Below are 20,733 nucleotides of genomic sequence, written 5' to 3'. Positions count from 1 at the left end.
TCGGCGGCAGCCGCCGCCGACGGTCCGGGATCCCTCTCAGCCGGGGGCTCGGCCGGCAACCGAAGGCCCGTCGCGATCCGGCGTCGCGGGCTTCGTGTCCAAGTGCGTTGCGGGCATGCGTCGTTCGGGCAGGGGCTACTCGCGGAAGCGTCCGTCAGACCGGGAGGGTGGGTGCGGCCGCGGCTGCGGGTGGCGGCGTTTGCGCGCCGTCCGTCCGCCAGGCGTCGGCGAGCTCGGCAGGGAAGCGGCGGCCACTGCGGGTGAGGATCACCCCGGCTGCCAGTTCGGCCTCGTCGCCGGGGCGGAACGGGCGCTCCGTCCCGGGCGGCAGGGTCCCCCAGGGGCCGAGCCGGCCTCGGCTGCCCATCTGGCGAATCCTTGTCCCGTAACTGCTCGTGTCGCGGATCAGCAGCGTCCCGGAGCGAGCGGAGACCATCACGTGCCGGCGGCTGACCCGCGCGGACGTCGTCGGGGACAGCAGGTCGTGCAGAGCGATGCCGTCCGGGCCGGGATGCCGCCCGACGTGCGCCTCGGACCCCTCGTCCAGGGTGTAGCGGGCCGCGCAGGCACCGTCGACGACCACCTTCAGTTGGGCGGAGCCGCGGCGTGGGCCCTCGTCGGCCAGCCGAGTGCCGTGCACTTCGCAGGTGGGCAGACCGTGGCGCATTCGGGGCAGCAGGATCCGGCCGCCCCGACTGATGTCGTACAGCGTGCAGCGCGGCTCGGAGCAGCGCCACGCCCGCATGATCACCTCGGTGAGAGGGGTACGGGCCGAGCCGAGGAGGCCCTGCTTCTTCAGCATGGCGAGTTCCATGCGACGGGAGATCTCCGCCGCCGACCGGACACCCATGTCCATGGCGACGAGTCGCACGGAACCGTCGGGGCGGGGCTCCGGGCGGAGGAACTGCCAGGTGTTGCCCTGGATCCACGGGTGCTCGACGCGATGGTCCACGTACTGGTCGCCGGTGACGACGCGAGTGCCGGTCATGCGGGCCAGGTCCAGGATGCGCTCGTCGGCGTCGGGGACCTCCTCGACCAGACCGTCGGCGACCCACCGGCGCAGCCGCAGCACCTCCTGCGGATCGGCGAACTCCCGGTGACCGCCCAGCAGACTGGTGTCGGCGACGAGGTGGACGGAGACGTCGGGGTCACGGGACAGTTCCCTCAGTGCGCGCAGCACCAGGTCGAGGCGGCGTAGCGACCGGGACGCCCGAGGGCCGATGGACCTCTGACGGACGATGTTGGAGAGCTCCACGAGGTAGTCGGCGCGTTCCGCCGAGCCGATCAGATGCTGTTCCATGACTCCCCCCGGAGACGGATCCCGCGCCCCGCGGTCTCCGGACAGCAGGACCGTCAGGCGCGGCGTACCCACTGTACGGGCGCCAGGACACCGGCACGTCTTTTTCGTCAGGCCGCCCTCGTTCAGTGATGCGCCGCTAACATCGCCGCGGGGGACGGTGTCGTCAAAAGCGTTGCGGGGGAGTTGACTTGAGACCATTGGAGCCCGAGGACCCGAGGGGCGTCGCCGGGTACCGGCTGCTCGCCAGGGTCGGCGAGGGGGGCATGGGGGCGGTGTACCTCTCGACGACGCGCGGCAACCAGCCCATTGCCCTGAAAGTCATCCGCCGGGAGTATGCGGAGGACGACGCGTTCCGCCGGCGCTTCGAGCAGGAGGCGCGCGCCGCCCGTTCCGTACACGGCTACCACATCGTGCCGGTCGTCGATCACGACACGACCGGCCCCCGACCCTGGCTGGCCACCACGTATGTTCCCGGCCTGCCGCTCGACGTGGTCATCGCCGACCACGGCCCGCTGCCGCTGCCGGCCGTCCTGCAACTCATGGGCTGCGCGGCGGAAGCGCTGCGGTCCGTGCACGCGGCCGGTGTGATCCACCGCGACCTGAAGCCCAGCAACGTCCTGCTGGGCTCGGACGGGCCGTGGATCATCGACTTCGGCATCGCGAAGGCGGCCGACGCCACCCAGCTCACCCGCAGCGGCGGACTCATCGGAACACCGCAGTTCATGTCGCCGGAACACGCCAACGGGCTGTCCCTGACCCCGGCAACCGACATCTTCTCGCTCGGCCTGATAGCCGCGGTGACCGCGACCGGGCGGCACCCGTACGGCGATTCGGGGGCGATCACGCTGGCGACACAGATCGCCAACACGCAGCTGCGCCCGCCGGATCTGTCGGGTTATCCGCAGCCGCTGCGGACGTTGCTCGAACGCTGCCTGGCCGCCGAGCCTGCGGCACGTCCCGCACCCGCCGAACTCACCGCGCTGTGCGAGGAGATGGGAGATCGGGCACTGCGGGACTTCACCGGATGGCTCCCGGCGGCGGTGGCAGCCGGAATCGCCGAGCGGGAAAAGCAGTTGTCGGCGGCGCTGATCGGCACGACGGAGCCCGGGCCGGAGCGGAATGGCGCGGGGATCGGGGCCGCGGCGAGCGCACCGCCCGGCGTGGCAGACGACACCGTGCCGCCGGCGCCCGGGTACGCACCAGCGTTCACGGGCGGCCACGACACCGTGCCGCCGGCGCCGGGGCACAACCCGCACCGTCCACCGAGCCGGCCGGCCGGACCGCCGATCCCCTCCGCTCCTGCCGTCGCTCCCACACCGAAAACCGACCCACCGTCCGGAGGATCCCCCGCGGCCGCCACCGGCCGGCGCACTCGCAAACCGCTGCTGATCGGGGCGGCTCTGGCGGCTGCCGCCGCCGTGGTCGCTGCCGTCTGGGCGTTCCTGCCCAACGACGAGTCGGGAACCGAGGGCAAGGAAGGCGGCAGGGCACCGGACAACTCCGCGCAGCGGACCCCCTCCGCCGGCGAGAGCTCGCAGGACGGCGCCGAGCGCACCGGGACCTCCGGTCCTGAGGAGCCCACATACGAGGTCGTCTTCGCGAAGAAGCCGTTCGCCATGCGCTACCCGGCCACGGGCTACACGGACCTCGACCTGGACCTCCCCAAGGCCGTCCCCTCCCGGACCGATTCCTCGGGAAGCGAGTGGATCTTCAAGCAGCCGGGCCTTCTTGCGACCCCGTACGGGATGGTCATCCGCAGCCCCACCGGCATCAGCGCGGGCCGGACACCGGAGGAATGCAGGACCGCGGTCGACGCCAATGCGCTGCCGGGAGAGTTGAACGACAAGCAGATGAACGACGCCTTCGCCAAGGGATCGGTGCTGTGCACCGTCACCGAAAAGGGCAGTCTCGCGATGATGGAGATCACCGACGTGCAGGAGAACGACGGGGCGCCCGATCTGTTCGGAGAGGTGACCCTCTGGAAGATGTCCTGACCCGAACGCCGGCGATGCGCGCGTGGCTGCCTGAGCCGGAGCCGAGCGCCGAGGTGCTGCGAGCCCTCATCGGCCTCGACCCGGCGACGGTCGCGGCGGCGGGGAGCTGAGCGAGGGTTCCGCAGAGGTCCCCGCAGAGGTCCCCGCCGAGGTCCCCGCAACCACCCGGCCGTGGCGGACCAGCACGGTGACGGTGGCCGCGAGGAAGACGGACTGCATGGCCGTCCGTGGGCCGAGCCGGTCCCACCAGGGCACGTCGCCGCCGGCGGCGTACACGTTGGCGGGGAACATCACGACCAGCATCGCGCTGAGCACGGCGGCCGAGCCCCGGGCGGTCCGCGACCACAGCAGCCCGAGCGCGCAGGCGAGTTCGGCGATGCCGGTCAGCGTGACGAGCAGGCCCGGGGCCGGCAGGGCCGGCGGCACCATGGCGACCATCTCCTCGCGCATCCCGACGAAGTGCGCGCCCGCGGTGAGCGTGAACATGGCCGCCAGGCCGCCCCGCAGGGCGGCGGTCGGCCGACGGAGCCGTACGGCCCCGAGCCTCCCGGCGAGCAGCAGCAGGCCGGTGACGGCGACGAGTGTGACGAGCGGTTCCATGGTCTGCCCTTTCTGCGGTGGTCGCCGCCAGCGTCCTGCCCGGTGCTCCCTTGCGCGCTGTAAAGTCGCCGGGATGGACGCGACCGGACTTCGGAGGGGGATCTGGTGACGCAATCCGTCACGCTCGACGCGCTGGACCGTCGTCTGATCCATGCCCTCCAGATCGACGGGCGCGCCTCGTTCAGCAGGATCGCCACCGTGCTCGGGGCCCCGGAGCGCACCGTCGCGCGCCGCTACCACCGGCTGCGGTCGGCCCTGGTGGTCCGGGTGGTCGGGCTCGTCGACAGCCGGCGGATCGGCATGCTCGACTGGTTCGTCCGCATCGACTGCACGCCGGACGCCGCCGACGCGCTGACCGCCGCCCTCGCGCAGCGGGACGACACCTCGTGGATCGCCCCGCTCGCCGGCGGGACGCGGCTGACCTGCATGGTCCGCACCGCGGCCGCGGGGCCGGTCACGGGATCGGACGGCGGACGCCCGCTCTTCGACCACCTGCTCCGGACCGCGGGGATACGAGACGTCGAGGCGAGCTGCGTGCTGCGCCCGGTCGCCGGGGTCGGCGGCTGGGCAGGCCGGACCAGCGCGCTGGACGCGTCCGAACAGGCTGCCCTTCTCGGCCCCGTGCCGCAGTCACCGGACGGCCCGGAAGTCCTGGCGGAGGCGTCCGGCTGGGGCGAGGCAGAGGCGCGACTGGCGGGCGAACTGGCCGTGGACGGCCGGGCGGACGTGGCACGGCTGGCCGCCGTCACCGGGTGGTCGGCCTCGACCGTGCGCCGCCGCGTCGCCGGGCTGCGGGCCGCCGGGGTGCTGCATTTCGAGGTGGACGTGAGCCCGTCCCACTTCGGCTTCCCGGTGGAGGCGCTGCTGTGGCTGGAGGTGGCGCCTGCCCGGCTGGGCGAGGTGACGAGGGCGCTGTCACGGCACGCCGCAGTCGCCTTCGCCGCCGTCATGACGGGCCGGGCGTCGGTCTTCGCCATGGTCCAGTGCCGTGACACCGGTGCCCTGTACGACTACCTGTCCGGCGAGTTGGCCGCGCTGCCGGGCATCGGTCGGATGGAGACCGCCCTTGTCCAGCGCCGCGCCAAGCGGGCCGGCCCGCTCCTCCTGCCGGCGTTTGCGGAACGCGCTCGACGATTCCCCCCACGACCGGCAGCCCACCGAGTCGGCCACATGAGATGACGGCGCGCTTCTGCTGCTGCTGACCCATCAGGCCAACTGGCAGGCCCCGCCGGACGGGTGGCGCCGGATCCCCTGCCACGCCCGCACCGGCATCGAGATCGACGGCGTCCTTCTCCGTGCCGGGGTCTCGTCGTCCCGGACAACGGCGCCGCAGGACGGCCGTGCCGGTCGAGCAACGAGCAGGACGGCCGTGCCGGTCGAGCAACGACAGGTCCGCAGCCATGTGCTGACAGGTGCCCACCTCGCTCTTCCGGTCACCTGGTCACCGGAGGCGGGGATGCCGGCCGGGGATGGGTCTCGTACATGCGTACCGCGACGAGCAGACCGGAGGCTGCGGTGAGGGCGGCGACGGCCCAGATGGCGGTGGTGAGGCCATAGGCGTCGGCGAGGACGCCGGCGAGCAGGGCGCCGACGGCGAAGCCGCCGTCGCGCCACAGCCGGTAGACACCGACAGCGCGGGCGCGCCAGGCGGGGTGCGCGACGTCGCCGATGACGGCGAGCAGGGTGGGGTAGACGAGGGCGGTGCCGATGCCGAGCAGCGCCTGGGCGGCGGCCCAGACGCCGAAGGTGGTGCCGAGGGCGACGAGGGCGATGGCGGCGGCCTGGAGCAGCATGCCCGCGGTGATGAGGTGTTTGCGGCCGATCCGGTCGGACCACCAGCCGGTGAGCAACTGGCCCGCGCCCCAGACGGCCGGATAGATGGCGGCCAGGGCGCCGATCCGGCCGATGGACAGGCCGTGGGTGGCGAAGAGCAGGGGAAAGAGGCCCCAGGCGAGGGCGTCGTTGAGGTTGTTGACCATGCCGGCCTGGCTGGCGGCGGACAGGGCCTTGTCGGTGAGGCTCGTCCGCTTGGCGATCTGCCCGGTGGTCAACCCGGTCACGGCCACGTCCTGTACGGGGTGGAGTGCGGCCTCTGCGCGGGCGTGCTCGCGGGTTTCGCGTACCACGAGGACCGACAGCCCCAGACCGAGCGCGGCGTAGGCGGCGCCGAGCAGGAAGGGCTCGGGGCGCAGGCCCGCGTGGGCGGCGATGGCGCCGGTCGCCATGGCGGTGGCGGCGACCGCGACGTATCCGGCGGCTTCGTTGAGGCCCATGGCCAGCCCGCGGCGTGCGGGCCCGGCGAGGTCGATTTTCATGATGACGGTGGTGGACCAGGTCAGGCCCTGGGAGGTGCCGAGCAGGATGTTCGCGGCGATGATCCAGCCCCAGGTGGGTCCCCAGGCGAGCATGGCCGGGACCGGGAGGGCGAGCAGCCAGCCGCCGATCAGGACGGGTTTGCGGCCGTAGCGGTCGGAGAGGGTGCCGGCGAAGAAGTTGGTGACGGCCTTGGTGGCGCCGAAGGCCAGGATGTACGTCAGGGCGGCGGTGTAGGCATCGAGGCCGAAGACCTGATCGGCCAGTGGGGACAGGACGGTGCGCTCCTGGCCGAGCATGCCGCCGACCAGGGCGTTGACGGCGACGAGCAGCGTGAACTGGGCGAGGTTGGCGCGCAGTCCGAGCCGGATGCCTCCTCGGGAGGCGGATGGGGGTCCGCCCTGTTCGAGCGGAGCCGAGAACTTGGGGGAGGTCACGCGCCCGCCTGAAGGGGGCGGCCGGTGGCTTCGGCCCAGTTCGCGGGGCCGCCGACCAGGACCGCGAGGCCGCGGTGTCCGGCGCGCTGCAGCAGGCTGGCGGCGGTCATGGCGCGCTCGCCGTGAGCGCAGTGCACGACCGCGCCGGCGGGTGCCTCGTCGGCACGAGCAGTCAGCTCGCCGAGCTCGATGCCGATCGCTCCGGGGATGTGACCCGCGGTGTGCTCGATGCGTTGCCGGACGTCGAGGACCGGGCGGTCGGCCATGCGGCCGGCGGTGATGAGCTCGATCGACTCCTGGTCCCCGCCGTCGGCGGCCCACGCACTCATGGGCACGTGCCCTGCGAGTCGTTCGTAACCGATCTTCAGGGCCTGCCAGGTGAGTTCGGCCAGATCCTGACCGGGCGCGGTGACGAAGACCAGCGGGTTGTCGTCGGGCAGCAGCCAACCCAGCCAGGTGGCGAACTGGTTGCGCAGCGGGACGGAGACGGCGCCGGGGATGTGCCCGGCAGCGAAGTCCGCGACCGGACGCACATCGACCACCTGCGCACCCTGGCCGAGCAGTCGACGCACCTCGGCCGTGGTGAGCGGGGTGAGCCCCGGGGCGGAGCCGAGAACGGCGGGGCCCCGCCGGTTGGCTTCCGCGAGGCGGTCGAAATAGGCGGGGTAGGAGCCGAGGCTGCCCATCAGCTGCCGTACGAAGGAGTCCTCGTCCGGCGCGGCGAGCAGCGGGTTGGCCTGCTTCTCGGCGCCGATGCTGGTGGTGCGCTCGGCACCGGGCGGGGCCGAGCAGAAGGAGCCCGCCCCGTGGGTCGGCCACACGGCCACCTGGCCGGGCAGTTCGGCCAGGCGTCGCAGGGACCGGTACTGGGCGCGGGCGAGCTCCTCGGCGCGGTCGGCGCCGAGCAGGTCGGTGCGGGCGGCGGAGCCGACGATCAGCGAGCCGCCGGTGAAAACGCCCAGCTCGCGGGCGCCGTCCAGGAGCAGGAAGGACAGGTGCTCGTCGGTGTGGCCGGGGGTGGCCAGCGCCCGCAGGGTCAGCCCACCCAGGTCGACCTCGTCGCCGTCGCCCAGGCCGCGGTGGCGGAAACTCCGGTGCCCGGCGGCGGAGGCCAGCACTTCGGCTCCGTCGTCGTGTGCGAGCTGCACCGCTCCGGAGAGGAAGTCGGCATGAAGGTGGGTGTCGGCGGCGAAGGCCACCGTGAGTCCGTGCCGTTGGGCGGCGGAACGCAGGGCGCGCAGGTCCCGGCTCGCGTCCACGGCCAGCGCCCGGCCGTCGCCCAGGTCGATCAGATAGGCGCTGTTGCCAAGCCCCTCGTCGACGAGCGGTGTCAGGTGATCGTCCGCGAAGTCCATCAGGTCCTCCAGGTGCCACGGTAGGGGACGGATCGCTTTCGCACCCGTTCCAAGATACAATATTCCATGGATTTATGGAGGATAGGGGTTCGGTCATGGGAGACGCCGCGCGCAAGGCCGCGCTGTACGACGCCTTCGCCCGCACGGGCAAGGCCCTGAGCAGCGGAAAGCGCCTGGAACTGCTTGACCTGCTGGCGCAGGGCGAGCGCACCGTCGACGCCCTCGCCAAGGCCGCCGGGCTGAACCTGACCACCGCCTCCGCACACCTGCAGAGCCTCAAGCAGGCCGGGCTGGTGGCCACCCGCCGTGACGGCGTACGTATCCACTACCGGCTGGCCGGAGACGACGTCGCCGCCCTGTACGCCCTGCTGCGTCAGGTCGCCCGGCTCCATCAGCCCGCCGTCGAGCCGGCCCGCGCCGCCTATCTCGGTACCGACGAGGCGGGAGAGGTGGACCGCGAGGACCTGCTCGCCCGCGCGGCGGCGGGCGAGGTCGTCGTCCTGGATGTGCGTCCCGCCGAGGAGTACGCCGCCGGGCACATCCCTGGCGCCCTCTCCATCCCGGTCGGGGAACTCGCCGACCGTGTCGCGGAGTTGCCGGACGACGCGGAGGTGGTGGCCTACTGCCGGGGCGCCTACTGCGTCCTCGCGTACGACGCGGTGCGCCTGCTGCACGAGCGCGGCCGCAAGGCCGTCCGGTTGACCGACGGAATGCTGGAGTGGCGGCTGGCCGACCTGCCCGTGGAGACGGAGCGGGCCGCATGATCCCCGCCGCACCGGCTCCTGCTCCGCCTGCGTGCGCGTATCGCCGAGGCAGCCCCGGCTCGGCCGTTCACGTCATCACGACCGGCCCCGCCGCTCCACTCGACGTGTCGGCCTGGTGCCACATGACCGGCCACACCCGCCTTGGTCCCGTTCCCGGACCGGGCCGGCCGGCGTACGCGCGCTGCGGCTGACAGCGACGCTGCCGATCAGCGCCGCGGCCCTTGGCACGGGGGCCGCCGGGTCTGTCGCCCCGGGGCGGAAAGCGATGTAGAAAGTGGCCATGAAGGGAATGCGGCTTTTCCGCCGCCCGGATCGGCCGTCGCGGCGTCGTTCGGGGCCGGGACAACGTTCCCTGTTGAGCTTGCGCAGCGCCGCCGGGCAGGTGTTCGTGCTCCAGGTCGTGATCGTCCTGATACTGGTCTCGGCCGCGGTGGTCGCCCTGGTCATCCAGGCGGACCGGGCCAGTGCACGGGAGGCCGAGCGCCTGTCGGTGACAGCGGCCGAGGCCTTCGCGAACGCCCCGGGCACGGCAGAGGCACTGAACAGTGCGAACCCGACGGCCGCACTGCAGCCACGCGCCGAAGCGGCCCGGAAGAAGGCGGACGTGGACTTCGTCGTCGTCCTGGACACCGACGGGATCCGCCTTACGTACCCCGACCCGAAGCAGATCGGGAAGAAGTTCGTCGGCACCATCGAACCGGCGCTGGAAGGCCGCACGACCGTTGAGCGCGCAGGCGGTCCGCCACTGCCCTCGGGCCGGGGAGCGGCCGTCCAGGCGGTGGTCCCGGTGACCGCCGCCGACGGCTCGGTGGTCGGCCTGGTGTCCGCCGGGATCACGGTGGAGAACGTGTCCGACCTGGTCGAACGGCAGCTGCCGATCATCCTGGGCGCCGGCGCCGCGACGCTCGCGCTCTCGACCACCGGGACCGCGCTGGTGACCCGGCGGCTGCGGCGGCAGACGCACGGCCTGGGCCCGGCGGAGATGACGCGGATGTACGAGCACCACGACGCGGTGCTGCACGCGGTGCGGGAAGGCGTGCTGATCATCGACGTGGACGGGCGGCTGGTGCTGGCCAACGACGAGGCGCGGCGACTGCTGGACCTGCCGGCTGACGCGGAACGGCAGCGGGTGGGGGAGCTGGGCCTCGACACGGACACGGCGCGGCTGCTGGCGTCGGGCGAGCCGGTCACGGATGCGGTGCATCCGGCCGGGGACCGGCTGCTGGCGGTGAACAAACGGCCCACGGCCCCGTACGGGGTCCAGGCGGGCAACGTGGTCACGCTGCGGGACACCACGGAGCTTGCGGCGGTCACCGGACGTGCGGAAGTGGCGCGGGAGCGGCTGAAGCTGCTCTACGACGCGGGGATGCGGATCGGGACCACGCTGGACGTGACGGGCACCGCCGAGGAGCTGGCGCAGGTGTCGGTCCCCCACTTCGCCGACATCGTCACCGTGGAACTGCTGGACCCGGTCCTGCGGGGGGAGGAGCCGGCCGAGGAGCGCACCGAGATGCGCCGCGCCGCGGCCGCCGGCCTGGGAGACGACCATGCGCTCTTCCCCGTGGGCGAGCTGATCCGGTTCGGTCCCACCAGCCCCGTCTCCGCCGGGGTGGCCGGCGGCCGGGCGGTTCTGGAGGCGAACCTGCGCACCTCGGAAGGCTGGCGGGACCAGGAGCCCGAGCGCGGCCGGCGAGCCCTGGAGCGCGGCATCCACTCGCTGATCACGGTCCCTGTGCGGGCGCGGGGCACGCTGCTGGGCGTGGCGAACTTCTGGCGGGCGAATGCCTCCCCACCGTTCGAAGAGGAGGACACGTCCCTCGCCGAGGAGCTGGCGGCCCGGGCGGCCGTCGCGATCGACAACTCCCGCCGCTACACCCGCGAGCACACCATGGCCGTCACGCTCCAGCGCAGTCTCCTGCCGCGGGGTCTGCCCGAGCAGAACGCCCTGGAGGTGGCCTACCGCTACCTGCCGGCCCAGGCCGGGGCGGGCGGCGACTGGTTCGACGTCATCCCGTTGTCCGGCGCCCGCGTGGCCCTGGTGGTCGGCGACGTCGTCGGCCACGGTCTGCACGCCGCGGCCACCATGGGCCGGCTGCGTACCGCCGTACACAACTTCTCCACCCTGGATCTGCCGCCCGAGGAGCTGCTGAGCCATCTGGACGAGCTGGTGGCCCACCTCGACGCCGACGAGGCCGCCGCCGAGGAACGGGGCGGGCAGGAGATCAGCGGGGCCACCTGCCTGTACGCCGTCTACGATCCCGTCTCCGGGCGGGTGGCCGCCGCCACCGCCGGCCACCTGGGGCCCGCGGTGGCCCACCCCGACGGGACCGTGACCTTCCCTGCCGTGCCGGTCTCACCCCCGCTGGGCCTGGGAGCCGGCCTGCCCGTCGAGAGCGCTGAGCTGACCCTGCCCGAGGGCTCCCGGCTGGTGCTCTACACCGACGGGCTGGTCGAGGACCGCGGCCGCGACCTGGACACCGGCCGGGAGGCGTTGCGCGGGGCCCTGGCCGGGCCCGACCGCACCCCGGAAGCCACCTGCGCCGCGGTGATCGACACCATGCTGCCCGCCCATCCCAGCGACGACATCGTGCTTCTGGTGGCCCGCACGCGTCGGCTCGACCCCGCGAAGTTCGCCCAGTGGGACGTGCCCCGCGACCCCGCGGCGGTGGCCCGGGTCCGCAGGGCCTGCGCCCGCCGCCTGGCGGACTGGGGGCTGGAGGAGATGGGCTTCGCCACCGAACTCGTCCTCAGCGAGCTGGTCACCAACGCCATCCGCTACGGCGCCGAACCCATCACCGTCCGTCTGCTCAACGACCGCACCCTGATCTGCGAGGTCTCCGACAGCAGCAGCACCTCACCCCATCTGCGCCGGGCCAAGACCACCGACGAGGGCGGCCGCGGTCTGTTCCTCGTCGCCCGGTACACCGAACGCTGGGGCACGCGGTACACCTCCGCCGGCAAGGTGATCTGGACGGAACAGTTCCTTGACGGCGCGGCAGCGGAACCCGGCGGGCCGGGCGACGCGCTGCTCGACCAATGGCCTGACGAAGCCCTTTGACGGCTGACGGCTGACGACTGCCGACGCCGACGCGGTGCCGCGATGCGCGGCCCGTCCGGGGCCGCCTCGGGGAGCCCCGGACGGCTCAGTGGTCAGCCCTGAGGATCCTGCGGCCGGGCCTCGACCTCGCGCAGCCTGTGGTCTTTGAGTTCGGTGCGCTCCTCGGTGCGATGGCCGCGGGCGATGTAGTCGCGCACCACCAACTCGACGGCGTCCTGGGGTGATCCGACCCCGGCCAGGACCATCACTTCCACCACCAGCTCAGCGTCCAGACTGATGTCGACCTTGGCCACGGGATCCCCCTCGTCGTGTTGCGTCCGAACTCTACTGAGGTTGACCTCGTGATGTCGCTGCCCCGGCCACGGCGTGCTCGCCCTCGACCCGAGAATCCAGTCACCGGCCCGGTCACCAAGCGGGAACGAGCGGGCCCACCGCCGCCAGGCGCAGCGTCTACTCGTGCGATCCTGCGCGTATGAATCCCGACGACGAACACTTGCGGACCTGGACGCACTCCGGTACCTGGCCCTCCTCGTGGGCGGCCGGCCGTCAGGTCATTGTGCAGTTGTGTGCCGTCGCTTCCCTCACCTCAGATGTTTCCTCCTCGGTTGAGCCAGCAGCGGACGGATCCGCCGTCGTAGACGACGACGTAGTCGGCTTTCCCGTCGCCGCTGATGTCGCGGAATGTGGACTTGTCGCCGGGGTAGCCGGTGTCGTTCACGAAGTATGTGCGCTCGGTGAACCCACCGGCGCCTCCACCGCCGTTGTTGAGGTAGGCGTGGACGGCTCCGTTGTTGCCGACCATCAGGTAGTCGGCCCTGCGGTCGCCGTTGACGTCGGCGAGGCGGAGCTTGTCCCTCGAGCCGTAGGACACCCCCGGAGCCCAGTTGAGCCGCTCCACCCAGTGGATGAGACCGTGGTCCGTGACGGTGTTGAGGTAGGCATGGACGGCACCGGTATCACCGGTGCGCAGGTAGTCGTCACGGCCGTCGCCGTTGACGTCGGCGAAGCGGATGGCTTCGCGCGTCGCCCCGGATACCCCGGGGGCGATGGGTTCGCCCAAGGACCAGTCGAACCGGCCGTTGGCGATGCCTCGGTTTTGGAAGGCGAGGACTGAACCGTTGGGCCCGAGTTGCAGCCAGTCGTCGCGTCCGTCCCCGTTGACGTCGGCGAACCGCAGCCCGGCACCGTCTTCGGGGGTGCCGGCGGGTATGCCGGAGTCCACATCGACCCAGTTCGGTTTGCCGGGTTCGCCGGGAGTGTTCAGCGCGGCCCGTACGGCGCCGTTGGGAGTGATGCGCACATAGTCGGCGCGGTCGTCGCCGTTGAGTTCGACGAGGTCGGTGCGGCCTTCCGGATGCGTCATACCGGAAGCGATGACGCCCAGGGGGTTCCAGCCCGGGCCCGCGGCGGTGTCCGGATCGCACTGTTGTCCCGTGCCCGCAACAGGCGGTGTGAGCCAGCCTTCGTTCTCCACCAGATGGGTGACGTCGAGAAAAGCCTTCGCCATCTTGTGGTAGCCGTCGTCGTTGGGGTGCGAGCCGTCGACATCGGCGGTGGTCACCTCGCCCATGTTGACCAGCATGACGTGCTTGCCCTGCTCCCTGCGCCGGTCGACGATGCGGGGCAGTTCGGCGTTGTACCGGTCGATCTTGGCCTGCATGCCCTCCTTGGTGGAGGGGATCAAGGTGGCAACCAGCACCGTGGCCTCCGGCGCGTCCCGCAGGATCTGGTCGATCAAAGCGCCGAGCCGCTGTGGCGCGGTGTCCAACTGGTGGTCCTGGTTCATGTCGTTGGTGCCGGCGTGCAAGGTGACCAGGTTGGGCCGATGCGCCGGCACCGAGCAAGCCGTCATGCGGGCGATCTCGTCGATCCGGAAGCCGGAATGACCCTCATGGTGGGGGTCGGCCATGTCACCGGACCGCTGTGAGCCGACAAAGTCCACTGATCTCTTCGTGATCCCCGAGATCCCGGTCAGACTGTCGTAGTACCAGTAGCGGTAGCCGTTACCGGTGGAACTGTTGACCCCATCGGTGATCGAGTCCCCCGTGGCCATCACGGTGGTGGGCACCGGCGGTGAGGGTGGCTGGTGAACGGGTTGGTCCAGGCCCACCTGCACCGGCCAGTGGTCAGAGCCTTCACGCAAGAGCCGATGCACCGGAATACCGGGATCCAAGCGGTCGGCAACCACGTAGTCCAGCTCCCGAAAAGCGGTTGCCTGAGTGGGCAGGCCGGAGTTGTAGAACGCTGCGGGCGGCATTCCGGCACGGTTCTGCAAAGTTGCCGGAGTGACGTTGAAATCGCCGCCCACCACCCAGTCGTAGGAGGTCAGGTCCGCCGATTCCCAGGCTGTTACCGCTCTGTCGATCGTATCCAGCATGGCTGCGGAGTCGCCGCCACCCTCACCGCCGTTGCGGGCGCTGGACAGGCCGTGGAAGGTGAAATACCAGGTCGTGCCGAACCGTACGCCCAGCGCACTACGGCCGGCCTGGACACGGTTGTTGACCACGCGCACCTGGTCCGGCACACCGCGGCTGACGACAGAGATGTTGACCCTGCCGCCCGTATTCGTGCCGCCGGTGGTGTCCGTCTGCAGGAACGTCACCGAATAGGGCCCTCCTCCGGTTCTCTCGGTCTCCGGGTTCCACACGCTGCTTTGGTACATATGCCCATCGACCGTCCAGTGAACGGTCGATGGGATACGTCGGTTTTGCTCGTTGAGCAGGCTGGACACCGGACCGGGGCCCGACTCCTGAAGCAGCACAATTGAGGCCTGCCGCAGATATCTGCGAACTCTTTGCCAGTTGTCGCCGGTAATCCCCCCTGCGCTCTCACCCTGCATGTTCCAGGTGACGACCGTCATGCGGTCCAGCCAGTCCGCGCGCGCCGCACTCGGCGTGAGCACGACCACCGTCAGCGATGACGCCACGGTCGTCAACGCCAAGACCACCGTCAGCAGTGCCCTGTGCCGCAGTGCACCCTTCCGCCGACGCATCCACCGGACTCTCGGCCATAAGTGACGCACACCTGCAGTACAACGCGAAGATCTCACTCGGACTCCCCTCCAATTACTGTTCCGGCATCAGTGCAAAACATGCGCATGCCAACTCGTGTCGGCTCGGGCGCTACCACGTAGGCGGGGCATCTCGTTCGCTTCGCCCGCCTTGCCCTCCACGTCCGGTCCCCGGCAGCGGTGCCCGATGGGCCGGCGCGCGGCGCCAAGTGGCAGCTGCGGGGCTGATGAGCCCGCTGGGCTCCACCTGCGCGGGGTGGTGCTCTTGCTCCGCGGCCTCCGCCCCACATGATCACGGCCGGCAAGGATGGACGGGGGGCCCGCCGCAGGCCGATGCTGCGGCGGGCCCTGCCTCGGCGCTGGGCCCGGGGCATGCGGGGCGGTCACCGGGTTCCTGTGGTCCCCTCCGGGACGAGGCGCTCTTGGCTGTCACCAAGGTTGCTCCCCGCCTCGAAGTGGTCGGCGCTCCCGTCGGGCCGGCGACCTGAGATTGGAAAGGCTATCTGTTTACCATTCCTGGTCGAGAGGAACGCCCAGACGAGCTAGCCACTCGGTGTTTTCAGGGTCGAAGCGGGCGATTTTTGCGTAGGGCGAGCTCGGATCGACCGGTGCGTCCGATTTTGACATCACCCCCACTTGAACCGTTTGGCCGTCGGGCAGAGTTTTCATCATGGGGCCACCGGAATCCCCCTTGTGAATCCTCGCATCGTCTCTGGTGAAGACCCGGTATGCCGGCCCCCCATAAGTATCTTCCGCATCATCTGTGATGCGTACATCGGCATTCTTGAGCACGCGGGAAAGGTCACCCCATTGGCTGGTCTTCCCCCAGCCGTAGACGGTTGCACGTTGACCGGCTCTGATGTCACCGTCGGCACCGGCGGAGATGTTGACGTGCTTCACACCCGGATAAGCGGATATGTCAGTTCTGAGGAATGCGAGGGCCAGGTCGAATCGAGTGGCGAGAGCGCCGACCCGGATACTGTAACCAGAGGCGCGGCTGGTGTCACCCAATCGCACAAGGTACTTGGAGCTGTCCATGCCGGCTTCGAGGCAGTGTGCAGCGGTCAGCACTATCCTGGGTCCTACTACGGTGCCACTGCACGTGAATACCCAGTCGCCGTTCCTCCATACGTAGAATTGAGCGGCTCCGGTGGGCATTGCGGCAATCATTGTGCGGCCATTCTCAATGGCTGAAGCCGGGCTCTGTACCGTCAGCGTGAGTGAGAAGAAGGCCAGAAGGATAACTGCGGCTCTGCGTAATGCTGCGATCATGTGGCGGCCTTTCTGTGTCTGGCTTGCGTTGTCTGTGTCTCCGGCCCGGCGCGGCCGCGTCTGAAGCGGGTTGCACACGGCGCGACCGGGCGTCTTCCGGGTGTGGTCGGGGGTGCTGCTGACCGCGACCTACTGGCGCACGAACCTGAAGGGGCAGTCTGCGCAGTGACCCACGGTGCGCGGCGAGGACGCAGCTGATCCGGTTGTCACCGGCAGTCCTGCGGGACCTTCGGATGTGCGGTCCACTTGGTCTTGATGTTCCTTTCGAACGACGCACTGACGGTCTTGTCGTTCCACCAGGTAACTTTTGAGGTCGGCCCCATCGCCGTGATCTGCCCATCGTCGCAGGAGTACCGCAGTACCTGACCGCCGTCATTGTGGTTACAGCGCGACATGTACACCTCGGTCAGATTCATGTCGAGGCAATAGTTGGTCACGCTGTTCCTCAACTGGAATAGGCCCTGGTTGTTCCACGGCTCCATGGTCCAGTTTGTCGTGCTGGACGGATCTGCCTTGCATTCAGCCACTCCCACCTTCCCGATACTGTTGCCGGCGAGGCATTCGCTTCGGTCGTTGGCCGCTCTGAACCGAACAGGCCCGGAATTCCAGACCGGGTCCCACTCGGCAGCCTGTGCCATTGCGGCGGAGCCAGATAAAGCTGCCACTGCGAGGAGACATCCGGCCGCCGCGGAGGCAAAGACGCGACCTGCTTTTGGCATTTCGGTTTCCTTCTGTTGCGGTGAGGGGTGTTCAGGCTGCGCGGGCTATGCAGATACGTGCGCCGAGCCGGGGCCCGGCTTCGTAGAACATGTACTCGACTCCGTCCTCGGTGCCGAAGGACGGCGCGGCGACACGGCCGTTGTCCGAGGGGGCGGGCGCGTGGAAGACGCCGAGGTGGTTCTCCTTGTCGAAGGCGTTGCCGACCTCGGTGAGCCGCATCCGGCCGTCGTTGCCGTGGTAGGCGACATAGACGGTGCCGTTGCGTTTGACCAGGGCAGGTCCGGCGATGCCGGTGACTCCGTCGGGCTCGGGGTTGACCAGCGGCGTGCGGCTGAACTGCCAGTTGTCCCAGCCGTTGGGGGACCAGCCGTAAAAGATCCGCCGGCCGCCTCGCACCCCCATGAACACCATGACGTACCGGTTGCCTCGGCCCGGTAGCCGGTGTTCGAAGACTCGGGCATAGGAGGTCTCCGATGCGCCGGGTATCAGTCGGGTGCTCAGGATCGGGGTCTCGTCGGTGAAGGTGATGCCGTCCTTCGAACGCGCCACCCGGGTCACGGTGTTCTCGCCATGGAAGTAGCAGAAGAACTGCCGTGTGGCAGCATCCCAGACCACATGCGGGGAGGAGACGTGGCTGACCGTGGTGCTCGGCAGCCGGTTGTCGATCACCGGGTTGGCCGGGTGCTCGGTGAAGGGACCGGCGAGCGTGTCACCAAAGGCCACACAGATCCCGCCGGGATTCTCATGCGGCGCGTAGTACAGGTAGTACCTGGCCCGGGCCCCACTGATCTTGTCGTACACCCCACGGATGGTGGGGAAGATGAACTCACCGGTCGGGTCATAGCGCAGCGGCCCGGCCAGCGCGTTGCGTAAGTATCGGTAGGTGGGCATCCCCGCCGGACCGGCGGCCCGCGCCGGCCCTGCGCCGGCGAGTGCGGCACCCGCGCCCAAGGTGATCCCAGCCGCAGCGGCCGCCGCGCCTCGCAGCACAGCACGCCGAGGTGTCACCCGGCGGATTCGGTCTACAGGTTCCATGTCTCCAGTCCCTGATGGCAGCGGATCACGCAGACCTGGGCGCCATGACGCCATCGGCCGGTCCGCGCCACACCGACGTTAGAGCCGGTGCCAGGCGCCACTTGCTCACAAGCGCACCGACACTTGTCCGAGAGTGCACTGATCTTCACCCGCTGCGGCGGCTACATTCGCAAACGGGACATTGAGCAACGGGAGCGACTTGGGATGAGACACGTGCTGTCCACGGCGTCGGTGCCCGCCGGCGAACGGCTGGACTACTGGCATGAGGTGATCGAGCGAACATGCGTGCCGTTGCACATCACCCCCGACACCGACACGCCCTTCCGCGGGAGACTGACCACCGACCGGCTCGGCTGTCTACAGATCTCCACCGTCGAGGCCGACGCGAACAGGGTGCGCCGCACGAGGGGGCTGATCGCCAAGGCCGACCGGGCGCAGCTCAGCGTCGGCCTACAGGGCCGCAGTCCCGGCCTGGTCGCCCAGGACGGCAAGGAAGCGTTTCTCAACCCGGGCGACCTCGCCTTCTACGACACCACGCGGCCCTACTCCCTGGGCTTCGCCGAACACTTCCGGATGCAGGTCTTCTCCATCCCGCGGCAGGCACTGGGTCTGCGTGAGGCCGACCTGCACCGCCTCACCGCGCTGCCCCTGCGGCCAGGCACGGGGACGGCCGCGCTGGTGGCCTCGTTCCTGGCCCGGCTCGCCGCCGAGGCCACCACCTATCCGCCACACATCGGCGACCTGCTCGCCCGCAATGCCGTGGACCTGCTGGGCACGCTGGTCGCCGAGCGACTGGGCCGTGCCACCGCCGGCACCGCCGATTCCGCCGGTGCCGCACTGCGGCTGCGCATCCAGTCCTTCATCGACCGCCACCTCGCCGACCCGGACCTGTCCCCGCAGACCATCGCAGAAGCCCACCACCTGTCCGTGCGCTACGTGCACCGTCTCTTCCAAGACGAGGGCACCACGGTCAGCCGGTGGATCCAGCACCGCCGACTGGAGGCGTGCCGACGCGAACTGGGCCGCGGCGGGCCGGCGGTGGCGGCCGTCGCCCACCGCTTCGGCTTCACCAGCCCCTCCCACTTCAGCCGGGTGTTCCGGGCCGCCTACGGCATGTCCCCCCGCGAATGGCGCGCTATGGCCGACCCAACCGAGTGAATCACCGATTGCCGTAGTGCGCAGGTTCCTCCACATCGCCTGTTCGGCGTTCGCGTCAATGCGGCTGTGTCGTGCCCCGGCTGCGGCTGGTCGTGGTCGAGACGACGCCATGGGGCCGCCGCTGTGGGTGCGGCCCACCAAGTACCACCCGTCGGACGCTCGTTGACGACACCACGTCTAACAAGCTCAGCGGCCGCTCACCAGCGCAGAGCGCGGCTGTTCGTACCGCGGTGGTGCCGACCCTGGGGGACGGAACGTACGAGCCGCCGGCGCCGCGATCGCGGCCGGTGAAGCCCCCGTGCGAAGTCGCCGGCATGCCTGCCCACCGTGACGCCGCCATGGTTGACTCGTTGATGCCGAGCGCTCAGCGATGCACGAGCGCCCCGGAGCCGGACCCAACCGGCACGGGGCGCTCACCTGTGAGGTCAGGCCTGGGCGGCGTACGAGACGAAGCTCGTCCACGAGGCGGGCGAGACCGCGAGCCGGGGGCTCTGCTCGACCTTGGAGTCCCGGACGTGGACCGTCTTCGGCGTCGTCGCCACCTCGATGCAGCTGTCGCCCTGGGTGCCGCTGTAGCTGCTCTTGAACCAGGCCAGATCGGCGGTGCTGCTCATAGCGCTCCTCGCGTTCGCTCCAGCAGGCTCACGGAGTCCGAGGGGGTGAGAGCCTGTGAGCGCAGTTTTGCATACCGCTGCAACAGGACGCTGACCTGTTTCCGGTCGGCGATGAGCTGTCCCGACTGCTGTCCTTCGGCGTAGCCGAGCCACCTGTGGTCGGGCGTTTCCAGCAGTTGCATCGGTCCGTCCAGCCCCGCGTGATGCTGCTGGTTCGCAGGCATGATCTGGATCTCGACGTTCCGCAGTGCCACGCTGTCCAGGACATGGTCCAGTAAGCCCCGCATGACCGCCTCGCCTCCGAGGCACCGCGTGAACATCGCCTCCTCGACGATGAAGCTGAAAGGCACGTTCGGCCGCTCCCGGAACAGCCGTTGACGGTCCAGCCGCGCCGTCACCTGCGCCTCCACCTGGTCGTCCCTGAGCGGTGGCACACTTTGCGCGAACACCGCTCGCGCGTACCCCTCCGACTGGAGCAGCCCCGGGATCAACCGGCACTCGTACGTGTCGAGCGTGATCGCCTCCGCCTCCAGCGTCGCCCACTGCCGGAACCAACTCGCCAGCCCAGGCCGCCGCGACAGATGCCGGGCCGCGCCCCGCAGTGTGCCGAAGGCGTCGAGCACTTCCTCCGCCCGCTCCACGAAGTCCGCCGGGGGGAACCTGCGTCCCTGTTCGATCGACGCGACCGTGGGCAGCGAGTACCGCACCCGTGGCGCGAACTGCTCCTGCGTCAGCCGCGCCCGCCTCCGGAACGCCTTGACGACCTCACCGAACGCCTTCAAGCTGTCCGAGCTCTCCGGCTCCGCGCCCCCACCCGCCGGGGAACCGCAGCCACCGCCCCCGCCGCCCGCCTCGTCCATCCCGCCCGCCACCATGCCGGCCACCTCCGCGTACGTTCGCAACCGGCCCATCGTCATGGCCGGTTGCGCGTTCCGTCCACTTTTCGTGCCCGTACGCTGACTCAGCGTACGAGTCGGTTGAGTGTGCGGCCTGGTCCAGGAGTCGGCCAACTGGGCGCGGATCCGCTGATACCACCAGCCACTGATCCGAGCGCGCGGCACCGGAAAACCTCCGGATTCGAGTGAACCTCCCGCGCGATTTGC

The 20,733-nt window shown here is 70.3% G+C and carries 16 protein-coding genes; 5 read left to right on the top strand and 11 right to left on the bottom strand.

Annotation, left to right across the window (positions count from 1 at the left end; all coding sequences use genetic code 11):
* Positions 1–154: 154 nt before the first annotated feature.
* Complete coding sequence (locus ACH5AF_RS26985; RefSeq protein ID WP_398905008.1) at positions 155–1,300, bottom strand: FHA domain-containing protein; 1,146 nt, start codon at positions 1,298–1,300, stop codon at positions 155–157.
* Positions 1,301–1,488: 188 nt separating this feature from the next.
* Here ACH5AF_RS26985 and ACH5AF_RS26980 point away from each other — a divergent pair, with 188 nt between their 5' ends.
* Positions 1,489–3,294: a protein kinase gene (locus ACH5AF_RS26980; protein WP_398905007.1), complete on the top strand. Its 1,806-nt coding sequence runs from the start codon at positions 1,489–1,491 to the stop codon at positions 3,292–3,294.
* Positions 3,295–3,360: 66 nt separating this feature from the next.
* On the opposite strand, the gene ACH5AF_RS26975 is transcribed toward ACH5AF_RS26980, so the two are convergent.
* Positions 3,361–3,894 (bottom strand): hypothetical protein, encoded by a 534-nt coding sequence (locus ACH5AF_RS26975; protein WP_398905005.1) that lies wholly within the window; start codon positions 3,892–3,894, stop codon positions 3,361–3,363.
* Between the two features lie 105 nt (positions 3,895–3,999).
* Here ACH5AF_RS26975 and ACH5AF_RS26970 point away from each other — a divergent pair, with 105 nt between their 5' ends.
* Entirely contained in the window at positions 4,000–5,073 is a 1,074-nt protein-coding gene (locus ACH5AF_RS26970) for an Lrp/AsnC family transcriptional regulator (RefSeq protein ID WP_398905004.1), read from the top strand.
* Positions 5,074–5,327: 254 nt separating this feature from the next.
* Here the strand turns inward: ACH5AF_RS26970 and ACH5AF_RS26965 are convergent, their stop codons facing one another.
* Positions 5,328–6,644, bottom strand: coding sequence for an MFS transporter (locus ACH5AF_RS26965; protein ID WP_398905003.1), 1,317 nt, complete (start codon positions 6,642–6,644; stop codon positions 5,328–5,330).
* Positions 6,641–7,999, bottom strand: coding sequence for a rhodanese-like domain-containing protein (locus ACH5AF_RS26960; protein WP_398905001.1), 1,359 nt, complete (start codon positions 7,997–7,999; stop codon positions 6,641–6,643). The genes ACH5AF_RS26965 and ACH5AF_RS26960 overlap by 4 nt, the downstream gene beginning before the upstream one ends.
* 95 nt (positions 8,000–8,094) lie before the next feature.
* Here ACH5AF_RS26960 and ACH5AF_RS26955 point away from each other — a divergent pair, with 95 nt between their 5' ends.
* Together ACH5AF_RS26955 and ACH5AF_RS26950 are read left to right on the top strand one after the other, a co-directional pair.
* Positions 8,095–8,763: an ArsR/SmtB family transcription factor gene (locus ACH5AF_RS26955; protein WP_398904998.1), complete on the top strand. Its 669-nt coding sequence runs from the start codon at positions 8,095–8,097 to the stop codon at positions 8,761–8,763.
* Positions 8,764–9,052: 289 nt separating this feature from the next.
* Positions 9,053–11,821, top strand: coding sequence for a SpoIIE family protein phosphatase (locus ACH5AF_RS26950; protein ID WP_398905100.1), 2,769 nt, complete (start codon positions 9,053–9,055; stop codon positions 11,819–11,821).
* A gap of 92 nt (positions 11,822–11,913) precedes the next feature.
* Here the strand turns inward: ACH5AF_RS26950 and ACH5AF_RS26945 are convergent, their stop codons facing one another.
* From ACH5AF_RS26945 to ACH5AF_RS26925, 5 genes are all read right to left on the bottom strand, one after another.
* Complete coding sequence (locus ACH5AF_RS26945) at positions 11,914–12,114, bottom strand: type II toxin-antitoxin system VapB family antitoxin (RefSeq protein WP_398904996.1); 201 nt, start codon at positions 12,112–12,114, stop codon at positions 11,914–11,916.
* A gap of 293 nt (positions 12,115–12,407) precedes the next feature.
* Positions 12,408–14,762 carry a GDSL-type esterase/lipase family protein gene (locus tag ACH5AF_RS26940; protein ID WP_398904995.1) on the bottom strand — a complete coding sequence of 785 codons (2,355 nt, stop codon included), beginning with the start codon at positions 14,760–14,762 and terminating at the stop codon, positions 12,408–12,410.
* Between the two features lie 576 nt (positions 14,763–15,338).
* Positions 15,339–15,989 (bottom strand): S1 family peptidase, encoded by a 651-nt coding sequence (locus tag ACH5AF_RS26935; protein ID WP_398905098.1) that lies wholly within the window; start codon positions 15,987–15,989, stop codon positions 15,339–15,341.
* Positions 15,990–16,309: 320 nt separating this feature from the next.
* Positions 16,310–16,822, bottom strand: a complete 513-nt coding sequence (locus tag ACH5AF_RS26930) for a hypothetical protein (RefSeq protein WP_398904993.1) — start codon at positions 16,820–16,822, stop codon at positions 16,310–16,312.
* A 31-nt stretch (positions 16,823–16,853) separates the two neighbouring features.
* Entirely contained in the window at positions 16,854–17,714 is an 861-nt protein-coding gene (locus ACH5AF_RS26925; RefSeq protein WP_398904991.1) for a hypothetical protein, read from the bottom strand.
* Positions 17,715–18,062: 348 nt separating this feature from the next.
* Here ACH5AF_RS26925 and ACH5AF_RS26920 point away from each other — a divergent pair, with 348 nt between their 5' ends.
* Positions 18,063–19,016 (top strand): helix-turn-helix domain-containing protein, encoded by a 954-nt coding sequence (locus tag ACH5AF_RS26920; protein ID WP_398904989.1) that lies wholly within the window; start codon positions 18,063–18,065, stop codon positions 19,014–19,016.
* Positions 19,017–19,441: 425 nt separating this feature from the next.
* Here the strand turns inward: ACH5AF_RS26920 and ACH5AF_RS26915 are convergent, their stop codons facing one another.
* On the bottom strand, positions 19,442–19,630 hold the full coding sequence (locus ACH5AF_RS26915) for a DUF397 domain-containing protein (protein ID WP_398904986.1): 189 nt from the start codon (positions 19,628–19,630) through the stop codon (positions 19,442–19,444).
* Positions 19,627–20,490, bottom strand: a complete 864-nt coding sequence (locus ACH5AF_RS26910; protein ID WP_398905096.1) for a Scr1 family TA system antitoxin-like transcriptional regulator — start codon at positions 20,488–20,490, stop codon at positions 19,627–19,629. Before ACH5AF_RS26910 ends, ACH5AF_RS26915 begins: the two co-directional genes overlap by 4 nt.
* Between the last annotated feature and the right edge of the window lie 243 nt (positions 20,491–20,733).

Source organism: Streptomyces sp. NPDC018833 (assembly GCF_044390825.1).
Classification (GTDB): Bacteria; Actinomycetota; Actinomycetes; order Streptomycetales; family Streptomycetaceae; genus Streptomyces.
Note: the sequence above shows the minus strand (reverse complement) of the source record. Positions and strands in the feature narration are given on the sequence as shown.